The sequence below is a fragment of the Pseudomonas sp. RIT-PI-o genome, assembly GCF_001297215.1.
Classification (GTDB): Bacteria; Pseudomonadota; Gammaproteobacteria; order Pseudomonadales; family Pseudomonadaceae; genus Aquipseudomonas; species Aquipseudomonas moraviensis_A.
Genome location: NZ_LHPA01000024.1, coordinates 25,769 through 44,304, shown reverse-complemented (window position 1 = coordinate 44,304; position 18,536 = coordinate 25,769). Strand labels below are relative to the sequence as shown.

Below are 18,536 nucleotides of genomic sequence, written 5' to 3'. Positions count from 1 at the left end.
AGGAAGTTTTTCATGCTGGAAGTGTTGGCCGTTTCCCTGAACAAAACCGCGCTGGTCGGTTTTGTCGTCTACCTGATCGGCGCCGTGTTGCTGTTCATGCTGTTTCAATTCGTCTACACGCGCATCACCGCGCACAAGGAATTCGAGCTGATCCGCGCCGGCAATACTGCCGCCGCCGTTGCCCTGTCCGGCGCAATCATCGGCTTCGCCATTCCCGCGAGCAACGTGATTGCCTACTCGGTCAACGTGCTCGACTTCGTGCTCTGGGCGGTTATCGCTGCCGTTGTGCAATTGTTGGCGTTCGTGGCTACCGGGCTGGTGCTCAAGGGCACGTCCCAGCGCATCGCCAACGGCGAAGTGGCGGCCGGCATTTATGTGGCTGCCGTGGCGATCAGCGTCGGCATGCTCAATGCCGCGTGCATGACCCCGTCCCACTGACCGGCAGGAAGCCTCTCGATGAAACGCAGCAAATACGTGCAGTTGTCCCTCGCCGCGTCAGTGGCAATGGCCATTTCCGGTGAAGCGGCAGCAGTGGATCAGCCGCGCAGTTTTCAGAGCGTTGAACAGTGCGTTGACGCCGAAGTGGCCGCCGACGTCTGCTCCAGCGCCTACGTCGCCGCCCTTGGCGAACACCGACGCATCGCCCCGGCCTACGACGACAAGACCCAATGCGACGCAGACTTTGCCGCTGGCTGGTGTCAGAAAAACTCCGATGGCCGCTTCGTCCCCAGACTCGGCGGTTTCAAGGTGCCGCAGAAGGGTGAAGAGCCGCAAAATCTGGATGCCATTGCCGATGCGCAAATGCCGGCGGGCGACACCACCAGCAGCAGCGCAAGTCACGGCGGCTCGCACTCTTCCGGCGGTTCAGGTGGCGGCGGCAATGGCTGGCTGAGCGGTTGGCTGATCGGCAACGCAATGAGCAACAATGCCGATCGCAGCGTTTACCGTGACCGTGAAACGCGCCAGCCGTACAACACCTCAACGCAGTACCGCAAAGCTGAAACGACCACGCGCAGCCAGCCGGATTACGAAAGCAGCAAGAGCAAACCGGTAAACGTTGCTGCGTCGACCTCGCGCGGCGGCTTCGGTAGCCAGTCCAGCGCCCGCAGCGGCTGGGGTGGCTGGGGCAGCAGTTCCGGACGCTCGAGCAGCTGACATGAAAAAGATCCACTGCGCCCAGCGCCCCGACTGGAAGCACACCGCCGAAAGCCTCGGTTTCCTGTTCCACACCATCGACGACGAACCGTACTGGGACGAAAGCGCCTACTACCAGTTCAGCCTCGCGCAGATCGAGAACGATCTTGAAGACCCGACCACCGAACTGCATGAGATGTGCATGGATCTGGTTGAGCGCGTGGTAAACAGCGAGGCGTTGCTCGATCGCTTGAGCATTCCGGCGGCGTACTACGACATGATCCGCACCTCCTGGCGCGAAGGTCATCCGCATCTGTACGGTCGCATGGACTTTTCCTACAGCGGCAGCGGCCCGGCGAAACTGCTGGAGCTCAACTACGACACGCCGACCAGCCTTTACGAAGCGGCGGCATTTCAGTGGGGCTGGCTGGAGCAGTGCATCGAGCGCGGCACGCTGCCACCGCATGCCGACCAGTTCAACAGCATCGACACCAGGCTGCACCAGGCTTTCGCCGAACTGCAGTTGAAGCGGCCGTTCTACTTCGCTTCGATGAAGGATTCGGTCGAGGACAAAGGCACCACTGACTACCTGCGGTTGATCGCGGAAAAGGTCGGCATCGAATCACGCCACATCGATATCGAAGACATCGGCCTGACGGCTGAAGGCCGGTTCGTCGATCTGCAGGATCGCTGGATCCCGCACCTGTTCAAGCTGCACGCCTGGGAATTCATCTTCCATGAACCGTTCGGCACAGCGATCGCCGAGTGCGACACGCAGTTTTTCGAACCGGCGTGGAAGGCGATTCTGTCGAACAAAGGTGTGCTGCCGTTGCTGTGGGAACTGCACAAGGGTCATCCGAATCTGCTCGCCGCGCACCTCGATCCGAATCCGCAGAGCGCCGTGCCGAAAGGCTGGGTGCGCAAGCCGTACTTTTCCCGTGAAGGCGCCAACATCGAGCTGCAAACGGCCCAGGGTCTGATCGTCAAAGAGGATGGGCCGTACACCGATGCGCCGTTCATCCTGCAGGAGTTCGCGCCGCTGCCGAAGTTTGGCGACAGCTACACGCTGATCGGTTCGTGGGTGATTGGTGATGAGGCGGCGGGAATTGGTGTGCGCGAGGACAACAGTCTGATCACCAAGGACTCCAGCCGCTTCCTGCCGCACCTGATCCTCGACTGAAACGATTCCCCATGTAGGAGCTGACGAGTGCAACGAGGCTGCGATCTTTTGATCTTCAGAAGCAACGTCAAAAGATCGCAGCCTCGTTGCACTCGTCAGCTCCTACAGGTGATTGGGGTCGCGCTGAAATTGCCTCACAAAAAAGGCCCGTCGTTTAAGCGACGGGCCTTTTCAATGGAAGCGTTTACAGCGGCAAATCAGAACGGAATATCGTCATCGAAGCTGTCGAAATCCGGAGCCGGTTGCGGTGCGGCCTGCTGCGGCGCTGGTGGAGCCGAACGCTGCTGCGGAGCCGACTGCTGCGGGCGTGGGGCCTGCTGACGTGGCGCCTGCTGTTGGTAATTGTTGCCGCCGCCTTGCTGGTCGCCCTGCTGTGGACGGCCGCCGAGCAATTGCATGGTGCCTTGCATGTCGACCACGATTTCAGTGGTGTAACGCTTGATGCCGTCCTTTTCCCACTCGCGGGTCTGCAGCTTGCCTTCGATGTAGACCTGCGAACCCTTGCGCAGGTATTCGCCAGCGATCTCGGCAACCTTGCCGAACATCGACACACGGTGCCATTCGGTCTTTTCGACCTTCTGACCGGTCTGCTTGTCGGTCCATTGTTCGCTGGTGGCCAGACTCAGGTTGGTCACGGCGTTACCGTTAGGCAGGTAGCGAACTTCGGGATCCTGGCCGCAAGTGCCGACCAATATGACTTTGTTAACCCCACGGGCCATAACGTTCTCCTAAGCGTCGCACGCAGCCCCGGCCGGGTTGTTGACCAGGCGTTCGAGGGTGGTGCGATCCACTAATTCTTTGTCCAGTTTGATGTAAACAGCCGCCTCTTCGGCGACTATCACTGCATCTGTTACCCCTACCAGGGCCTTGAGGCGCTCGACCAGACCCGCTTCGCGGATCGCTTCGGGCGACAACGGCAAGCGCAGGCTCGTCACGTAGGGAGGTTCGCGCATGGTAACAGCAAAGGCCAGCCAAAGTGCAGCCAGCGCGGCGCATCCGAGGAACACAACCGACAGACCGCCATGCTGGAACAACCAGCCGCCGAGTATCCCGCCGAGTGCCGAACCGAGGAACTGGCTGGTGGAGTACACGCCCATGGCCGTGCCCTTGCCGCCTGCCGGTGAAACCTTGCTGATCAGCGACGGCAACGATGCCTCGAGCAGGTTGAACGCGGTGAAGAACACCACCGTGCCGATCACCAGGGCGCGCAGGCTATCGCCGAACTGCCAGAAGAATAGTTCAGTCAGCATCAGTGTCATGACGGCGCCGAGCAAAACTCGTTTCATTTTGCGTCGCTTCTCGCCGTAGATGATGAACGGGATCATGGCGAAGAACGAAATCATCAATGCGGTGAGGTAGACCCACCAGTGCTGCTCCTTGGGCAAACCGGCTTTTTCCACCAGCGCCAGCGGCAGAGCAACGAAGCTCGACATCAACATGGCATGTAACACAAAGATGCCCAGATCGAGGCGCAGCAGGTCCGGGTGCTTGAGCGTCGGCATCAGTGCCTGTCGCGCCACGCCGGATTCACGATGCTGCAGTGGACCGGTGGACTGCGGCACCATGAACATGATGATCAGGATGCCGACCAGCGCCATCGCGCCAGTGGCAAGGAACAGTCCCGACAACCCGAAAGCGCTGGTGAGCAACGGCCCCACGACCATGGCCACGGCGAACGACAGGCCGATGGTCATGCCGATCATGGCCATGGCTTTGGTGCGATGCTGTTCGCGGGTCAGGTCGGAAAGCAGCGCCATGACCGCCGCGGAAATCGCCCCGGCGCCCTGCAGGATCCGCCCGGCGATCACGCCCCAGATCGAATCGGCCTGGGACGCGAGAACACTGCCGAGAGCGAAGACAATCAGACCGAGGTAGATCACCGGTCGACGACCGATGCGATCCGAAATGATCCCGAACGGGATCTGGAAAATCGCCTGGGTCAGACCGTAAGCGCCAATCGCCAGCCCGATCAGGGCCGGGGTCGCTCCCGCCAGATCCATGCCATAGGTCGCCAGCACCGGCAACACCATGAACATGCCAAGCATACGGAAGGCGAACACCAGGGCCAGACCGCTCGCCGCGCGGGTCTCGCTGCCACTCATGCGTTCGCTGTGGGGATCGTGCATGGAAAAACCTCGTGTGAACCGGCGGCGATTCTACCAGTCCCATCGGAAGACGGGGTATATCGCGACGCTATGACGCGTATAGATGAAACTCTCTTCATGAACGGCAGAACGCCCTTCGTTGGATAGTGTGCATCCATCCAGTATTTGCCCGTATACTCCTACGTTTTCGACGCCCGCCGAGCGAGGCCACTTTGGACAAGATCCTGATACGTGGGGCCCGTACCCACAACCTGAAGAACATCGACCTGACCCTGCCACGGGACAAACTGATCGTCATCACCGGCCTGTCCGGATCCGGCAAGTCATCCCTGGCGTTCGACACGCTGTATGCCGAAGGTCAGCGCCGTTATGTCGAATCGCTGTCGGCTTACGCCAGGCAGTTCCTGTCGATGATGGAAAAACCCGACGTCGACACCATCGAAGGCCTGTCGCCGGCGATCTCCATCGAACAGAAGTCGACCTCGCACAACCCGCGCTCCACGGTCGGCACCATCACCGAAATCTACGACTACCTGCGTCTGCTCTATGCCCGCGTGGGTACGCCGCGTTGCCCGGATCACGACATTCCGCTGGAAGCGCAGACCGTCAGCCAGATGGTCGATCTGGTGCTGGCGCAGCCGGAAGGCAGCAAACTCATGCTGCTGGCACCGGTGATCCGCGAGCGCAAGGGCGAACACCTGTCGGTCTTCGAAGAATTGCGTGCGCAAGGTTTCGTCCGCGCCCGGGTCAACGGGCGCATTTGCGAACTCGACGAGCTGCCGAAGCTGGATAAACAGAAGAAGCACTCGATTGACGTGATCGTTGATCGCTTCAAGGTTCGCGCCGATCTGCAGCAACGTCTGGCCGAGTCCTTCGAGACCGCGCTGAAACTGGCTGATGGCATTGCCCTTGTGGCGCCGATGGACGACGAGCCGGGCGAAGAAATGATCTTCTCCGCACGCTTCGCCTGCCCGATCTGCGGCCACGCGATCAGCGAGCTGGAACCCAAGCTGTTTTCCTTCAACAACCCGGCCGGCGCCTGCCCGACCTGCGATGGCCTGGGCGTGAAGCAGTTCTTCGACATCAAGCGTCTGGTCAACGGCGAGCTGACCCTGGCCGAGGGCGCGATACGCGGCTGGGACCGGCGCAACGTCTATTACTTCCAGATGCTTGGCTCACTCGCCTCGCATTACAAGTTCAGCCTGGACAAGCCTTTCAACGACCTGAGCGCCGAGCAGCAGAAGTTCATCCTGCACGGCAGCGGCTCGCAGAACGTCGACTTCAAGTACCTGAACGACCGTGGCGACATCGTCAAACGCTCGCACCCGTTCGAAGGCATCGTGCCCAATCTGGAGCGCCGTTACCGCGAAACCGAATCGGCGAGCGTGCGCGAGGAGCTGGCCAAGTTCCTCAGCCATCAGGCCTGCCCGGATTGCCGCGGCACGCGTCTGCGCCGTGAAGCGCGGCACGTGTGGGTCGGTGAGAAAACCTTGCCGGCAGTGACCAATCTGCCGATCGGCGATGCCTGCGAATATTTCGCTGCACTGAAGATGACCGGGCGGCGCGGAGAGATCGCCGACAAGATCCTCAAGGAAATCCGCGAGCGTCTGCAGTTCCTGGTCAACGTCGGCCTCGATTATCTGTCCCTGGATCGCAGCGCCGACACACTCTCCGGTGGCGAGGCGCAGCGGATCCGTCTCGCCAGCCAGATTGGCGCCGGACTTGTTGGCGTTCTATACATCCTCGATGAGCCGTCCATCGGCCTGCATCAGCGCGATAACGACCGGCTGCTCGGCACGCTCAAGCATTTGCGCGATATCGGCAACACGGTGATTGTGGTCGAGCACGACGAAGACGCGATTCGCCTGGCTGACTATGTCGTCGATATCGGCCCTGGCGCAGGTGTGCACGGCGGGCAGATTGTTGCCGAAGGCACGCCGGACGAAGTCATGGCGCACCCGGATTCGCTGACCGGCAAATACCTGTCCGGCCGGGTGAAGATCGAAGTGCCGGCCAAACGCACGCCGCGCAACAAGAAGCTCAACCTGTCGCTCAAAGGTGCGCGCGGCAACAACTTGCGCAATGTCGATCTGGATATCCCGATCGGCCTGCTGACCTGCGTGACCGGCGTATCCGGCTCGGGCAAATCGACGCTGATCAACAACACGCTGTTCCCGCTGAGCGCCACGGCACTCAATGGCGCGACCACGCTTGAAGCGGCGGCACACGACAGCATCAAAGGTCTGGAGCATCTCGACAAAGTCGTCGATATCGACCAGAGCCCGATCGGTCGTACACCGCGTTCCAACCCGGCGACGTATACCGGGCTGTTCACGCCGATCCGCGAACTGTTTGCCGGCGTGCCCGAGTCACGCTCTCGTGGTTATGGCCCTGGGCGTTTCTCGTTCAACGTCAAGGGCGGGCGTTGCGAGGCGTGTCAGGGCGATGGCCTGATCAAGGTGGAGATGCACTTCCTGCCGGACATCTACGTGCCCTGCGATGTGTGCAAGAGCAAGCGCTACAACCGCGAAACCCTTGAGATCAAATACAAGGGCAAGAGCATCCACGAGACCCTCGAAATGACCATCGAGGAAGCTCGGGAGTTCTTCGACGCGGTGCCGGCACTGGCGCGCAAGCTGCAGACGCTGATGGATGTCGGCCTGTCGTACATCAAACTCGGGCAGTCGGCGACGACCCTGTCCGGAGGTGAAGCACAGCGGGTCAAGTTGTCGCGCGAGCTGTCCAAGCGCGATACCGGCAAGACCCTGTACATCCTTGATGAGCCGACCACCGGTCTGCACTTTGCGGATATCCAGCAGTTGCTCGACGTTCTGCATCGACTGCGCGATCACGGCAACACCGTGGTGGTCATCGAGCACAACCTCGATGTGATCAAGACCGCTGACTGGCTGGTGGACCTCGGTCCTGAGGGCGGTTCCAAAGGGGGTCAGATCATTGCCACCGGCACGCCCGAGGAAGTCGCCGAGATGAAGCAGTCTCACACCGGCCATTACCTCAAGCCGTTGCTGATCCGCGATCGGGCTTAACTGCAAGGCATGAAAAAGCCCCTGTCACCGTTGAAGTGACAGGGGCTTTTTTGTAGCCGTTGCAATCAGGACGCGTGGGATTGCAGGTAGTTCTCGAGACCGATCAGCTTGATCAGACCCAACTGCTTTTCCAGCCAGTAGGTGTGATCTTCTTCAGTGTCGTTGAGCTGAACCCGCAGAATCTCGCGGCTGACGTAGTCCTGGTGCTGCTCGCAAAGCTCGATGCCTTTGCAAAGCGCAGCGCGGACTTTGTATTCGAGGCGCAGATCAGCTTCGAGCATCTCCGGCACCGTAGTGCCGACATCCAGATCATCCGGACGCATGCGCGGCGTGCCTTCGAGCATCAGGATCCGCCGCATCAATGCATCGGCGTGGCCTGCTTCTTCTTCCATCTCGTGGTTGATGCGCTCGTAGAGCTTGGTGAACCCCCAGTCCTCATACATCCGCGAATGAACGAAATATTGGTCACGCGCGGCCAGTTCGCCGGTCAGCAACGTATTGAGGTAATCGATTACATCTGGGTGGCCTTGCATCGCCCTACATCTCCCTTCCTGAAAGTCTGTAGTTTGAACCAACCTGACCGGAAGGTCACCCGCTTAGCGCAATAAAAGCGAAGATATTCCGAGAAAAGCAGGCCAAATAACGCAAAAACCGCCCAAATGAGGGCGGTTCTGCTTCTCGTTTAGACTTCGTTAAGCTGTACGTTGAGCAGGTTTGCGACTGCTTCTCCATACGCCCGATCGGCTTTGTAGAAATGCTGCAACTGACGATCGACGACGTCGCTGGAAACACCTGCCATCGCACCCGCGATGTTGCTGACCAGCAGCGCTTTCTGCTCCTCGCTCATCAAGCGGAACAAGGCACCGGCCTGGCTGTAGTAATCGGTATCTTCGCGGTGATCATAGCGATCTGCGGCACCGCTCAAGGCCAGTGCTGGCTCTGCGTAATGTGGTGCTTGTTTCGGCGACTCGATGTAGCTGTTCGGTTCATAGTTCGGCGCCGCACCACCATTGCTGCCGAACGCCATGGAGCCGTCACGCTGATAAGTGTTCACCGGACTGCGTGGAGCATTCACCGGCAATTGCTGGTGGTTGGTGCCAACGCGGTAGCGGTGCGCGTCAGCGTAGGCAAATACGCGGCCTTGCAGCATGCGGTCCGGGGACAAACCCACGCCTGGCACCATGTTGCTCGGGCCGAATGCAGCCTGTTCAACTTCGGCGAAGTAGTTCAGCGGGTTGCGGTTCAACTCCAGCTCACCGACTTCGATCAGCGGAAACTCTTTCTGTGACCAGGTTTTGGTGACGTCGAACGGGTTTTCGTAATGAGCGGCCGCTTGCGCTTCAGTCATGATCTGAATGCACACGCGCCATTTCGGGAAATCACCGCGCTCGATGGCCTCGAACAGGTCACGCTGCGCGTAGTCCGGGTCGGTTCCCGCCAAACGGGCGGCGTCGGCGGGCGCCAGGTTCTTGATGCCTTGCTGCGTCTTGTAATGCCACTTGACCCAATGACGCTCGCCTTTGGCATTGATCAGGCTGTACGTATGGCTACCGAAGCCGTGCATGTGACGGTAGCCGTCCGGAATGCCGCGATCAGAAAACAGAATGGTGACCTGGTGCAGCGCTTCAGGCGAATGCGACCAGAAATCCCACATCATCTGCGCACTTTTCAGGTTGCTTTGCGGCAGACGCTTTTGCGTGTGGATAAAGTCCGGAAACTTCAGTGGATCACGGATGAAAAACACCGGCGTATTGTTGCCGACGATGTCCCAGTTGCCTTCTTCGGTATAGAACTTCAAGGCGAAACCGCGCGGATCGCGCTCGGTGTCGGCCGAACCACGCTCGCCACCTACGGTGGAAAAGCGCAGGAAGGTTGGCGTTTGTTTACCTACCGATTCGAACAGTTTTGCGCTGGTATATTCGGTGATGTCGCGAGTGACGGTGAACGTACCGTAAGCGCCCGAGCCTTTGGCGTGCACGCGGCGTTCAGGAATGTTTTCACGGTTGAAGTGCGCGAGCTTTTCGAGCAGGTGGAAATCGTCGAGCAGCAGCGGACCGCGTGGGCCGGCGGAGCGGGAATTCTGGTTGTCAGCGACTGGCGCGCCACTCGCGGTTGTAAGCGTTTTGGTCTGGCTCATGCGGTCTTCTTCCTCTGTCAGTCTTTGAACTGCCGGCTAATGGGCTTGGCGGGAAGTATTGATCATCGACGTTATCGCTACAAATTCATTAACTTGCAGACATCGATAGATAATTACTAATTATGTTTTCCCGGCACATAGTGGCAGTTCGACCATGTCAGAAACTTGTACGGACGACGCATTTCTTACAGGCACAAAAAACCGGGCACTAGGCCCGGTTCTTTGTTTCAGACTGACGTCTTACTCGGCGGATACAGCTTCGCCAGCAGTAGCACGATCAACCAACTCGACGTACGCCATAGGCGCGTTGTCGCCAGCGCGGAAACCGCACTTGAGGATGCGCAGGTAGCCACCCTCACGGGTAGCGTAACGCTTGCCCAGGTCGTTGAAGAGCTTACCAACGATAGCTTTCGAACGAGTACGGTCGAAAGCCAGACGGCGGTTAGCCAGGCTGTCTGTCTTGGCCAGAGTGATCAGCGGCTCGGCAACGCGGCGCAGTTCTTTGGCTTTTGGCAGAGTAGTTTTGATCAGCTCGTGCTCGAACAGCGACACCGCCATGTTTTGGAACATGGCCTTGCGGTGCGAGCTGGTGCGGCTCAGGTGACGACCACTTTTACGATGACGCATGGTTCATTCCTTACCAAACACTACGTTCGGTGATTACGACGATCAGGCAGTCGCCTTGTCGTCCTTCTTAAGACTTGCAGGCGGCCAGTTGTCGAGGCGCATGCCGAGGGACAGACCGCGGGAGGCCAGAACGTCCTTGATTTCAGTCAAGGATTTCTTGCCCAGGTTCGGAGTCTTCAACAGCTCTACTTCGGTACGCTGAATCAGGTCGCCGATGTAGTAGATGTTTTCCGCCTTAAGGCAGTTAGCCGAACGTACAGTCAGTTCCAGATCGTCAACCGGGCGAAGCAGGATCGGATCGATCTCGTCTTCCTGCTCGACAACCAGCGGCTCACTTTCACCTTTGAGGTCGACGAACGCAGCCAGCTGCTGTTGCAGGATGGTTGCAGCGCGACGGATAGCCTCTTCAGGATCCAGAGTACCGTTGGTTTCCAGATCAATAACCAGCTTGTCCAGGTTGGTACGCTGCTCGACACGGGCGTTTTCCACCACGTAAGCGATACGGCGAACCGGGCTGAACGAAGAATCGAGCTGCAAGCGACCGATGCTGCGGCTTTCGTCTTCATCGCTCTGACGCGAGTCGGCTGGTTCATAACCACGACCACGAGCTACGGTGAGCTTCATGTTCAGGGCGCCGTTAGACGCCAGGTTAGCGATTACGTGATCGGGATTAACGATCTCGACATCATGATCCAGCTGAATATCGGCAGCGGTAACCACCCCCGAACCCTTCTTCGACAAGGTCAGCGTAACTTCGTCACGACCGTGCAGCTTGATGGCCAGACCTTTAAGGTTCAACAGGATTTCAATTACGTCTTCCTGTACACCTTCGATGGCGCTGTACTCGTGGAGCACACCGTCAATCTCGGCCTCGACTACTGCGCAGCCGGGCATTGAGGACAACAGGATGCGGCGCAGCGCGTTGCCCAGGGTGTGGCCAAAACCACGCTCGAGAGGCTCGAGAGTGATCTTGGCGCGGGTTGGACTGACAACCTGCACATCAATGTGGCGGGGTGTCAGGAACTCATTTACCGAAATCTGCATGGATGCACCTATTTTCTAGCCCTTACTTGGAGTAGAGCTCGACAATCAGGCTTTCGTTGATGTCGGCGGACAGATCACTGCGAGCAGGAACGTTCTTGAAAACGCCCGACTTCTTCTCAGTGTCTACTTCTACCCATTCTACGCGGCCACGTTGGGCACACAGATCGAGAGCTTGGACAATGCGAAGTTGGTTTTTTGCTTTCTCGCGAACTGCAACCACGTCACCAGCACGAACCTGATACGACGGGACGTTTACGGTCTGACCGTTGACGCTGATCGACTTGTGCGATACCAGCTGACGGGATTCGGCACGAGTCGAACCAAAGCCCATACGGTATACAACGTTGTCCAGACGGCATTCGAGAAGTTGCAGCAGGTTTTCACCGGTTGCACCTTTCTTGCCAGCAGCTTCTTTGTAGTAGCCGCTGAACTGACGCTCGAGAACGCCGTAGATACGACGGACCTTCTGCTTTTCACGCAGTTGGGTGCCGTAGTCGGACTGGCGGCCGCGGCGTTGGCCGTGGATACCAGGTGCTGCTTCAATGTTGCACTTCGATTCGATCGCGCGCACGCCGCTCTTCAGGAAGAGATCGGTGCCTTCGCGACGAGCGAGTTTGCATTTTGGACCAATGTAACGAGCCATTCTTTACAATCTCCTGGATTACACGCGGCGCTTCTTCGGCGGACGGCACCCGTTGTGCGGGATTGGCGTCACGTCGGTGATGCTGGCGATCTTGTAGCCACAGCCGTTCAAAGCGCGGACTGCGGATTCACGACCTGGACCTGGACCCTTGACGTTGACGTCGAGGTTTTTCAGGCCGTATTCCAGCGCAGCTTGACCAGCACGCTCAGCAGCTACTTGAGCAGCGAACGGGGTGGACTTGCGGGAACCGCGGAAACCCGAACCACCGGAGGTAGCCCAGGAAAGAGCGTTACCTTGACGGTCGGTAATGGTCACGATGGTGTTGTTAAAAGATGCATGGATGTGGGCGATGCCATCAACCACTGTCTTTTTAACTTTTTTACGAGGACGAGCAGCAGGTTTTGCCATGATTAAATTCCTGTCGATTCGCTGGGGCGATTACTTGCGGATCGGCTTACGCGGACCTTTACGGGTACGCGCGTTGGTCTTGGTACGCTGACCGCGTACTGGCAGACCACGACGATGACGCAGACCGCGATAGCAACCGAGGTCCATCAAGCGCTTGATTTTCATGTTGATTTCGCGACGCAGGTCACCTTCAGTGGTGAACTTCGCCACTTCGCCACGCAGCTGTTCAATTTGCTCGTCGCTCAGATCTTTGATCTTTGCTGCTGGGTTTACCCCAGTCACTGCACAGATCTTCTGCGCAGTAGTGCGACCAACACCATAGATGTAGGTCAGCGAGATAACAGTATGCTTGTTATCTGGAATGTTAACGCCTGCAATACGGGCCATTCAGTGGGACTCCAATTGACAGCTACCTACGCCCCGGAAGCCAAGAAATAGGGCGCGAGATAATATCGCTGTAATAACAAATAATCAACCCGGTAGCGCACTAGCTACCGGGCTTGAAGCACAATCACACTCAGCCTTGGCGCTGTTTGTGACGCGGTTCCGCGCTGCAAATTACTCGAACAACACCTTCGCGGCGAATAATCTTGCAGTTACGGCACAGCTTTTTCACCGATGCACGAACTTTCATCACCAACTCCTCGAACCTTATGGGTACTCAGCGCAACATGCCGCTGCCGTAACCCTTCAGGTTGGCTTTCTTCATCAGGGATTCGTACTGGTGCGAAACGAGGTGCGATTGTACTTGGGACATGAAGTCCATCACAACCACGACCACGATCAGCAACGAGGTCCCGCCAAGGTAGAACGGAACGTTTGCTGCAACCACCAGGAACTGGGGCAACAGGCACACGGCCGTCATGTAAAGAGCACCGAACATGGTCAAGCGGGTCAGAACGCCATCGATATAGCGCGCAGACTGCTCACCTGGACGGATGCCCGGAATAAAGGCACCGGACTTCTTCAGGTTTTCCGCTACGTCTTTCGGATTGAACATCAACGCCGTATAGAAGAAGCAGAAGAAAATAATCCCTGCACTAAACAGCAGAATATTCAACGGCTGACCAGGAGCGATCGACTGCGAGATGTCCTGCAACCAGCCCATACCTTCAGACTGACCGAACCAGGCACCCAACGAAGCCGGGAACAGCAAAATGCTGCTCGCGAAAATAGCCGGAATAACACCGGCCATGTTCACCTTCAGCGGCAAGTGGCTTGTCTGCGCAGCAAAAACCTTGCGGCCCTGCTGACGCTTGGCGTAGTGAACAGCGATACGACGCTGGCCACGCTCAATGAACACCACGAAACCGATAATCGCTACTGCCAGCAAACCGATGGCAACCAGGGCGAAGATGTTGATATCACCCTGACGCGCAGACTCGAAAGACTGCCCGATTGCTCTCGGAAGACCGGCGACGATACCCGAAAAAATCAACATCGAGATACCGTTGCCTACACCACGCTCAGTAATCTGCTCACCCAGCCACATCATGAACATCGCACCAGCCACAAAAGTGGTTACCGCGACGAAATGGAAGCCAAAGTCACCAGTGAACGCAACGCCCTGCCCCGCCAGGCCAATGGACATGCCAATAGCCTGAACGAGAGCGAGGACGACGGTGCCGTAGCGGGTGTACTGGCTGATCTTGCGACGGCCAGCTTCACCTTCCTTCTTCAACTGCTCCAGCTGCGGGCTGACGGCGGTCATCAGTTGCATGATGATCGATGCCGAAATGTACGGCATGATCCCCAGTGCAAAGATGCTCATCCGTTCCAGCGCGCCGCCGGAGAACATGTTGAACAAGCTAAGAATGGTCCCCTCATTCTGTCGAAACAGGTCTGCGAGTCGGTCCGGGTTGATACCTGGAACCGGGATGTGTGCGCCTATTCGGTAGACGATAATCGCCAGGAACAGAAAACGCAGACGAGCCCAGAGTTCAGACATACCGCCTTTGCCGAGCGCAGAGAGAGCACCTTGCTTAGCCATTTATTCCTCGAACTTGCCGCCAGCTGCTTCGATAGCCGCACGCGCACCTTTGGTGGCGCCGATTCCCTTGCCGATAGTGACAGCGCGAGTCACTTCACCGGACAGCATGATTTTCACACGCTGTACGTTGACGTTGATCACGTTGGCATCTTTCAGGGACTGCACAGTAACGATGTCGCCTTCCACTTTGGCCAGCTCGGACAGACGCACTTCTGCGCGGTCCATGGCTTTCAGGGAAACGAAACCGAACTTGGGCAGGCGACGATGCAGCGGCTGTTGACCGCCTTCAAAGCCTGGAGCAATGGTGCCACCGGAGCGGGAGGTCTGACCTTTGTGACCACGGCCACCAGTCTTGCCCAAACCACTACCGATACCACGGCCCGGACGATGCTTTTCGCGACGGGAACCCGGCGCTGGACTCAGATCATTGAGTTTCATCGATTAACCCTCGACACGCAGCATGTAGTAAGCCTTGTTGATCATCCCGCGATTCTCGGGAGTATCCTGGACTTCTACAGTGTGACCGATGCGACGCAGACCCAGACCCTTAACGCACAGTTTGTGGTTAGGGATGCGGCCGGTCATGCTTTTGATCAGCGTTACTTTAACGGTAGCCATGATTACTTGATCTCCTCAACACGCAGGCCACGCTTGGCAGCGATGGACTCAGGAGACTGCATAGCCTTCAGACCCTTGAAAGTGGCGTGAACCACGTTTACCGGGTTAGTCGAGCCGTAGCACTTGGCCAGAACGTTCTGAACGCCAGCAACTTCGAGGACAGCACGCATAGCGCCGCCAGCGATGATACCGGTACCTTCAGAAGCAGGCTGCATGTACACCTTCGAAGCGCCGTGAGCGGACTTCATTGCGTACTGCAGAGTGGTGCCGTTCAGGTCAACTTGAATCATGTTGCGGCGAGCAGCTTCCATTGCCTTCTGGATCGCAGCAGGCACTTCACGTGACTTGCCACGGCCGAAGCCAACACGCCCTTTACCATCACCAACCACGGTCAACGCGGTGAAAGTGAAGATACGGCCGCCTTTAACGGTTTTGGCTACGCGGTTAACTTGAACCAGCTTCTCGATGTAGCCTTCGTCGCGCTTTTGGTCGTTATTTGACATAACTTAGAACTCCAGCCCAGCTTCACGAGCAGCATCAGCCAGCGCTTTAACGCGGCCGTGGTACTTGAAGCCAGAGCGGTCGAAAGCCACTTGCGAGACGCCAGCGGCCTTAGCACGCGTAGCGACCAGCTGGCCAACCTTTGTGGCCGCGTCGATGTTGCCAGTGGCACCATCACGCAGTTCTTTATCCAAAGTCGAGGCACTTGCCAGGACTTTGTTGCCGTCGGCCGAGATGACCTGGGCGTAGATGTGCTGCGACGAGCGGAACACGCAGAGACGCACGACTTCGAGTTCGTGCATTTTCAGGCGTGCTTTGCGAGCGCGACGCAGTCGAGTAACTTTTTTGTCGGTCATTTGCTATGCCCTACTTCTTCTTGGCTTCTTTACGACGGACGACTTCGTCCGCGTAGCGCACACCTTTGCCTTTGTACGGCTCTGGTGGACGGAAGTCGCGGATCTCGGCGGCCACTTGACCTACCAGCTGCTTGTCGATGCCCTTGATCAGGATATCGGTCTGGCTAGGAGTCTCAGCGGTGATGCCTTCCGGCAGTTCGTAATCCACTGGGTGCGAGAAGCCAAGAGCCAGGTTCAGAACCTGACCTTTTGCTTGCGCTTTGTAACCAACACCGACCAGCTGGAGCTTGCGCTCGAAGCCTTGGCTTACGCCCTGGACCATGTTGTTTACCAACGCACGCGTGGTACCGGCCATTGCGCGAGTTTGTTGATCGCCATTGCGAGCAGCGAAACGCAGCTCACCAGCTTCTTCAACGATCTCAACGGACGAATGGATGTTCAGTTCAAGAGTACCCTTGGCACCCTTCACCGAAAGCTGTTGGCCTGCGAATTTGACTTCGACACCGGCTGGCAGCTTAACGGGGTTCTTAGCGACGCGAGACATGCTTATCCCCCCTTAGAACACAGTGCAAAGAACTTCGCCGCCGACACCGGCAGCGCGCGCAGCACGATCCGTCATCACACCTTTGTTGGTGGAGACGATAGACACGCCAAGACCGCCACGAACTTTCGGCAGATCTTCAACGGACTTGTACTGACGCAGGCCTGGACGACTAACGCGCTTCACTTCTTCGATAACCGGACGGCCTTCGAAGTACTTCAGCGAGATGGACAGCGACGGCTTGGCGTCGGTGGTGATCTGAAAATCCGCGATGTAACCTTCGTCCTTCAGGACTTTTGCTACAGCAGCCTTCAACGTGGAAGACGGCATGCTTACGACAGACTTTTCAGCCATCTGGGCATTACGGATTCGAGTTAGCATGTCCGCTAACGGGTCCTGCATACTCATGGGCTAGACGCTCCTAATACAGAAAAATTAGCCTTGCGGCTACTACTTGTCGCCGAGAACTTCCGGGCAGAAAAACACGGGCTCAGGCGAGCCGGTCATTCTAGACACACCCCAGAAATGAATCAAGCCCCAAAAGGGGCTTGATTCAGATTCAAGGCCACCGGTGGTCAGGTTCTTGCGAACCCGAACATCGAGACTTTGACAACTGTTACCAGCTGGCTTTAACCAGACCTGGTACGTCACCGCGCATTGCAGCTTGACGCAGCATGTTACGGCCGAGGCCGAACTTGCGGTACACGCCGTGCGGACGACCAGTCAGGCGGCAACGGTTACGCATGCGCGAAGCGCTTGCGTCACGTGGTTGCTTCTGCAGAGCTACGGTAGCTTCCCAACGCGCTTCTGGACTTGCGTTCAGATCGACGATGATAGCTTTCAGCGCTGCACGCTTGGTGGCGTACTTGGCAACGGTGAGCTGACGCTTCAGCTCACGGTTTTTCATGCTCTTCTTGGCCATTTTCCTACTCCAATCAGTTGCGGAACGGGAATTTGAAAGCACGCAGCAGAGCGCGGCCTTCATCATCGTTCTTGGCAGTGGTGGTCAGGGTAATGTCCAGACCGCGGAGAGCATCGATCTTGTCGTAGTCGATTTCCGGGAAGATGATCTGCTCTTTCACGCCCATGCTGTAGTTGCCACGACCATCGAAGGACTTGGCATTCAGGCCGCGGAAGTCGCGAACCCGAGGCAGGGAGATCGACAGCAGACGATCCAGGAACTCGTACATACGCTCACGGCGCAGGGTCACTTTGACGCCGATCGGCCATCCTTCGCGGACTTTGAAGCCAGCGATGGATTTACGAGCGTAGGTCACAACGACTTTCTGGCCGGTGATCTTTTCCAGGTCAGCAACAGCGTGCTCGATGACTTTTTTGTCGCCGATCGCTTCGCCCAGACCCATGTTCAGGGTGATTTTGGTAACGCGCGGAACTTCCATCACGTTCGAAAGCTTAAGTTCTTCCTTAAGTTTCGGAGCGATTTCCTTCCGGTAAATCTCTTTTAGTCGTGCCATGGTCTTCTACCTAGCAGTGTTCAAGCATCAACCGCTTTTTGGGTCGACTTGAAGACACGAATTTTCTTACCGTCTTCTACTTTGAAACCAACGCGGTCAGCCTTGTTGGTTTCGCCGTTGAAGATGGCGACGTTGGAAGCGTGCAGTGGCGCTTCTTTCTCGACGATACCGCCCTGTACGCCCGACATCGGGTTAGGCTTGGTATGACGCTTGACCAGGTTCAGACCGCCAACAACCAGACGGTTGTCAGCAAGAACCTTCAGCACCTTACCGCGCTTACCTTTGTCTTTGCCGGCGATCACGATGATCTCGTCGTCACGACGAATCTTTTGCATGTCGGATCTCCTTACAGCACTTCTGGGGCGAGCGAGACGATCTTCATGAACTTCTCAGTACGAAGTTCACGGGTCACTGGCCCAAAGATACGGGTGCCGATCGGCTCTTGCTTGTTGTTCAGAAGAACAGCAGCGTTGCCATCAAAGCGGATAATGGAGCCATCAGCACGACGTACGCCGTGACGAGTGCGGACTACAACAGCAGTCATCACTTGGCCTTTTTTCACCTTACCGCGCGGAATTGCTTCCTTCACGGTAACTTTGATGATGTCACCGATACCAGCGTAACGACGATGGGAGCCACCCAGCACCTTGATGCACATAACACGGCGAGCGCCGCTGTTATCGGCCACATCGAGCATGGATTGAGTCTGAATCATATAATTTCTCCGACC

Annotated in this window: 25 protein-coding genes; 4 read left to right on the top strand and 21 right to left on the bottom strand. The window is 57.5% G+C overall.

Going from position 1 to position 18,536, the window contains the following annotated elements; all coding sequences use genetic code 11:
* Positions 1–12 precede the first annotated feature (12 nt).
* From AEQ63_RS15340 to AEQ63_RS15330, 3 genes are read left to right on the top strand one after another with little or no spacing between them, the layout of a single operon-like run.
* The gene (locus AEQ63_RS15340) at positions 13–438 is read left to right on the top strand and encodes a DUF350 domain-containing protein (RefSeq protein WP_064363996.1); all 426 of its coding nucleotides are present in this window, start codon (positions 13–15) and stop codon (positions 436–438) included.
* 18 nt (positions 439–456) lie between these two features.
* A complete protein-coding gene (locus tag AEQ63_RS15335) occupies positions 457–1,155 on the top strand; it encodes a DUF1190 domain-containing protein (protein ID WP_064363995.1) in 699 nt (232 codons plus the stop codon).
* Between the two features lies 1 nt (position 1,156).
* Complete coding sequence (locus AEQ63_RS15330) at positions 1,157–2,314, top strand: glutathionylspermidine synthase family protein (protein ID WP_064363994.1); 1,158 nt, start codon at positions 1,157–1,159, stop codon at positions 2,312–2,314.
* 197 nt (positions 2,315–2,511) lie between these two features.
* On the opposite strand, the gene AEQ63_RS15325 is transcribed toward AEQ63_RS15330, so the two are convergent.
* Positions 2,512–3,033: a single-stranded DNA-binding protein gene (locus AEQ63_RS15325; protein WP_042610650.1), complete on the bottom strand. Its 522-nt coding sequence runs from the start codon at positions 3,031–3,033 to the stop codon at positions 2,512–2,514.
* A gap of 9 nt (positions 3,034–3,042) precedes the next feature.
* Positions 3,043–4,440 (bottom strand): MFS transporter, encoded by a 1,398-nt coding sequence (locus AEQ63_RS15320; RefSeq protein ID WP_064363993.1) that lies wholly within the window; start codon positions 4,438–4,440, stop codon positions 3,043–3,045.
* Positions 4,441–4,631: 191 nt separating this feature from the next.
* On the opposite strand from AEQ63_RS15320, the gene uvrA reads away from it, so the two are divergent.
* Positions 4,632–7,466: an excinuclease ABC subunit UvrA gene (gene uvrA / locus AEQ63_RS15315; RefSeq protein WP_042610652.1), complete on the top strand. Its 2,835-nt coding sequence runs from the start codon at positions 4,632–4,634 to the stop codon at positions 7,464–7,466.
* 65 nt (positions 7,467–7,531) lie between these two features.
* Here the strand turns inward: uvrA and bfr are convergent, their stop codons facing one another.
* The 19 genes from bfr to rplN all read right to left on the bottom strand — a co-directional run bounded on the left by bfr (position 7,532) and on the right by rplN (position 18,521).
* Entirely contained in the window at positions 7,532–7,999 is a 468-nt protein-coding gene (gene bfr / locus AEQ63_RS15310) for a bacterioferritin (protein WP_042610653.1), read from the bottom strand.
* Between the two features lie 149 nt (positions 8,000–8,148).
* Entirely contained in the window at positions 8,149–9,603 is a 1,455-nt protein-coding gene (locus tag AEQ63_RS15305; RefSeq protein WP_064363992.1) for a catalase, read from the bottom strand.
* 240 nt (positions 9,604–9,843) lie between these two features.
* Positions 9,844–10,230, bottom strand: coding sequence for a 50S ribosomal protein L17 (rplQ, locus tag AEQ63_RS15300; RefSeq protein WP_003176402.1), 387 nt, complete (start codon positions 10,228–10,230; stop codon positions 9,844–9,846).
* A 42-nt stretch (positions 10,231–10,272) separates the two neighbouring features.
* Positions 10,273–11,274 (bottom strand): DNA-directed RNA polymerase subunit alpha, encoded by a 1,002-nt coding sequence (locus tag AEQ63_RS15295; protein ID WP_016772946.1) that lies wholly within the window; start codon positions 11,272–11,274, stop codon positions 10,273–10,275.
* 22 nt (positions 11,275–11,296) lie between these two features.
* On the bottom strand, positions 11,297–11,917 hold the full coding sequence (rpsD, locus tag AEQ63_RS15290) for a 30S ribosomal protein S4 (RefSeq protein WP_003176404.1): 621 nt from the start codon (positions 11,915–11,917) through the stop codon (positions 11,297–11,299).
* Between the two features lie 18 nt (positions 11,918–11,935).
* Positions 11,936–12,325, bottom strand: coding sequence for a 30S ribosomal protein S11 (gene rpsK, locus AEQ63_RS15285; RefSeq protein WP_002555466.1), 390 nt, complete (start codon positions 12,323–12,325; stop codon positions 11,936–11,938).
* 30 nt (positions 12,326–12,355) lie between these two features.
* Positions 12,356–12,712: a 30S ribosomal protein S13 gene (gene rpsM, locus AEQ63_RS15280; protein ID WP_003186020.1), complete on the bottom strand. Its 357-nt coding sequence runs from the start codon at positions 12,710–12,712 to the stop codon at positions 12,356–12,358.
* Between the two features lie 130 nt (positions 12,713–12,842).
* A complete protein-coding gene (gene rpmJ, locus AEQ63_RS27275; protein ID WP_002555468.1) occupies positions 12,843–12,959 on the bottom strand; it encodes a 50S ribosomal protein L36 in 117 nt (38 codons plus the stop codon).
* Between the two features lie 27 nt (positions 12,960–12,986).
* Positions 12,987–14,315, bottom strand: a complete 1,329-nt coding sequence (gene secY, locus AEQ63_RS15275) for a preprotein translocase subunit SecY (RefSeq protein WP_042610655.1) — start codon at positions 14,313–14,315, stop codon at positions 12,987–12,989.
* Positions 14,316–14,753, bottom strand: coding sequence for a 50S ribosomal protein L15 (gene rplO / locus AEQ63_RS15270; protein WP_003228720.1), 438 nt, complete (start codon positions 14,751–14,753; stop codon positions 14,316–14,318).
* 3 nt (positions 14,754–14,756) lie between these two features.
* Positions 14,757–14,933, bottom strand: coding sequence for a 50S ribosomal protein L30 (gene rpmD / locus AEQ63_RS15265; protein ID WP_003176408.1), 177 nt, complete (start codon positions 14,931–14,933; stop codon positions 14,757–14,759).
* 2 nt (positions 14,934–14,935) lie between these two features.
* On the bottom strand, positions 14,936–15,436 hold the full coding sequence (gene rpsE, locus AEQ63_RS15260) for a 30S ribosomal protein S5 (protein ID WP_007955637.1): 501 nt from the start codon (positions 15,434–15,436) through the stop codon (positions 14,936–14,938).
* A 3-nt stretch (positions 15,437–15,439) separates the two neighbouring features.
* The gene (rplR, locus tag AEQ63_RS15255) at positions 15,440–15,790 is read right to left on the bottom strand and encodes a 50S ribosomal protein L18 (RefSeq protein WP_003186037.1); all 351 of its coding nucleotides are present in this window, start codon (positions 15,788–15,790) and stop codon (positions 15,440–15,442) included.
* A gap of 10 nt (positions 15,791–15,800) precedes the next feature.
* A complete protein-coding gene (gene rplF / locus AEQ63_RS15250) occupies positions 15,801–16,334 on the bottom strand; it encodes a 50S ribosomal protein L6 (protein WP_003228722.1) in 534 nt (177 codons plus the stop codon).
* Between the two features lie 12 nt (positions 16,335–16,346).
* A complete protein-coding gene (gene rpsH / locus AEQ63_RS15245) occupies positions 16,347–16,739 on the bottom strand; it encodes a 30S ribosomal protein S8 (protein WP_016772944.1) in 393 nt (130 codons plus the stop codon).
* A gap of 208 nt (positions 16,740–16,947) precedes the next feature.
* Positions 16,948–17,253 (bottom strand): 30S ribosomal protein S14, encoded by a 306-nt coding sequence (gene rpsN, locus AEQ63_RS15240; RefSeq protein WP_003186042.1) that lies wholly within the window; start codon positions 17,251–17,253, stop codon positions 16,948–16,950.
* Positions 17,254–17,266: 13 nt separating this feature from the next.
* Positions 17,267–17,806, bottom strand: a complete 540-nt coding sequence (gene rplE, locus AEQ63_RS15235) for a 50S ribosomal protein L5 (protein WP_003210069.1) — start codon at positions 17,804–17,806, stop codon at positions 17,267–17,269.
* Between the two features lie 20 nt (positions 17,807–17,826).
* The gene (gene rplX, locus AEQ63_RS15230) at positions 17,827–18,141 is read right to left on the bottom strand and encodes a 50S ribosomal protein L24 (RefSeq protein WP_003186046.1); all 315 of its coding nucleotides are present in this window, start codon (positions 18,139–18,141) and stop codon (positions 17,827–17,829) included.
* A gap of 11 nt (positions 18,142–18,152) precedes the next feature.
* Positions 18,153–18,521 carry a 50S ribosomal protein L14 gene (gene rplN / locus AEQ63_RS15225; protein ID WP_002555479.1) on the bottom strand — a complete coding sequence of 123 codons (369 nt, stop codon included), beginning with the start codon at positions 18,519–18,521 and terminating at the stop codon, positions 18,153–18,155.
* Between the last annotated feature and the right edge of the window lie 15 nt (positions 18,522–18,536).

Coding starts and splice junctions, on each gene's coding strand:
- AEQ63_RS15340 (WP_064363996.1), top strand. CDS start 13: ATGCTGGAAGTGTTGGCCGTTTCCCTGAACAAAACCGCGCTGGTCGGT.
- AEQ63_RS15335 (WP_064363995.1), top strand. CDS start 457: ATGAAACGCAGCAAATACGTGCAGTTGTCCCTCGCCGCGTCAGTGGCA.
- AEQ63_RS15330 (WP_064363994.1), top strand. CDS start 1,157: ATGAAAAAGATCCACTGCGCCCAGCGCCCCGACTGGAAGCACACCGCC.
- AEQ63_RS15325 (WP_042610650.1), bottom strand. CDS start 3,033: ATGGCCCGTGGGGTTAACAAAGTCATATTGGTCGGCACTTGCGGCCAG.
- AEQ63_RS15320 (WP_064363993.1), bottom strand. CDS start 4,440: ATGCACGATCCCCACAGCGAACGCATGAGTGGCAGCGAGACCCGCGCG.
- bfr (WP_042610653.1), bottom strand. CDS start 7,999: ATGCAAGGCCACCCAGATGTAATCGATTACCTCAATACGTTGCTGACC.
- AEQ63_RS15305 (WP_064363992.1), bottom strand. CDS start 9,603: ATGAGCCAGACCAAAACGCTTACAACCGCGAGTGGCGCGCCAGTCGCT.
- rplQ (WP_003176402.1), bottom strand. CDS start 10,230: ATGCGTCATCGTAAAAGTGGTCGTCACCTGAGCCGCACCAGCTCGCAC.
- AEQ63_RS15295 (WP_016772946.1), bottom strand. CDS start 11,274: ATGCAGATTTCGGTAAATGAGTTCCTGACACCCCGCCACATTGATGTG.
- rpsD (WP_003176404.1), bottom strand. CDS start 11,917: ATGGCTCGTTACATTGGTCCAAAATGCAAACTCGCTCGTCGCGAAGGC.
- rpsK (WP_002555466.1), bottom strand. CDS start 12,325: ATGGCAAAACCTGCTGCTCGTCCTCGTAAAAAAGTTAAAAAGACAGTG.
- rpsM (WP_003186020.1), bottom strand. CDS start 12,712: ATGGCCCGTATTGCAGGCGTTAACATTCCAGATAACAAGCATACTGTT.
- rpmJ (WP_002555468.1), bottom strand. CDS start 12,959: ATGAAAGTTCGTGCATCGGTGAAAAAGCTGTGCCGTAACTGCAAGATT.
- secY (WP_042610655.1), bottom strand. CDS start 14,315: ATGGCTAAGCAAGGTGCTCTCTCTGCGCTCGGCAAAGGCGGTATGTCT.
- rplO (WP_003228720.1), bottom strand. CDS start 14,753: ATGAAACTCAATGATCTGAGTCCAGCGCCGGGTTCCCGTCGCGAAAAG.
- rpmD (WP_003176408.1), bottom strand. CDS start 14,933: ATGGCTACCGTTAAAGTAACGCTGATCAAAAGCATGACCGGCCGCATC.
- rpsE (WP_007955637.1), bottom strand. CDS start 15,436: ATGTCAAATAACGACCAAAAGCGCGACGAAGGCTACATCGAGAAGCTG.
- rplR (WP_003186037.1), bottom strand. CDS start 15,790: ATGACCGACAAAAAAGTTACTCGACTGCGTCGCGCTCGCAAAGCACGC.
- rplF (WP_003228722.1), bottom strand. CDS start 16,334: ATGTCTCGCGTCGCTAAGAACCCCGTTAAGCTGCCAGCCGGTGTCGAA.
- rpsH (WP_016772944.1), bottom strand. CDS start 16,739: ATGAGTATGCAGGACCCGTTAGCGGACATGCTAACTCGAATCCGTAAT.
- rpsN (WP_003186042.1), bottom strand. CDS start 17,253: ATGGCCAAGAAGAGCATGAAAAACCGTGAGCTGAAGCGTCAGCTCACC.
- rplE (WP_003210069.1), bottom strand. CDS start 17,806: ATGGCACGACTAAAAGAGATTTACCGGAAGGAAATCGCTCCGAAACTT.
- rplX (WP_003186046.1), bottom strand. CDS start 18,141: ATGCAAAAGATTCGTCGTGACGACGAGATCATCGTGATCGCCGGCAAA.
- rplN (WP_002555479.1), bottom strand. CDS start 18,521: ATGATTCAGACTCAATCCATGCTCGATGTGGCCGATAACAGCGGCGCT.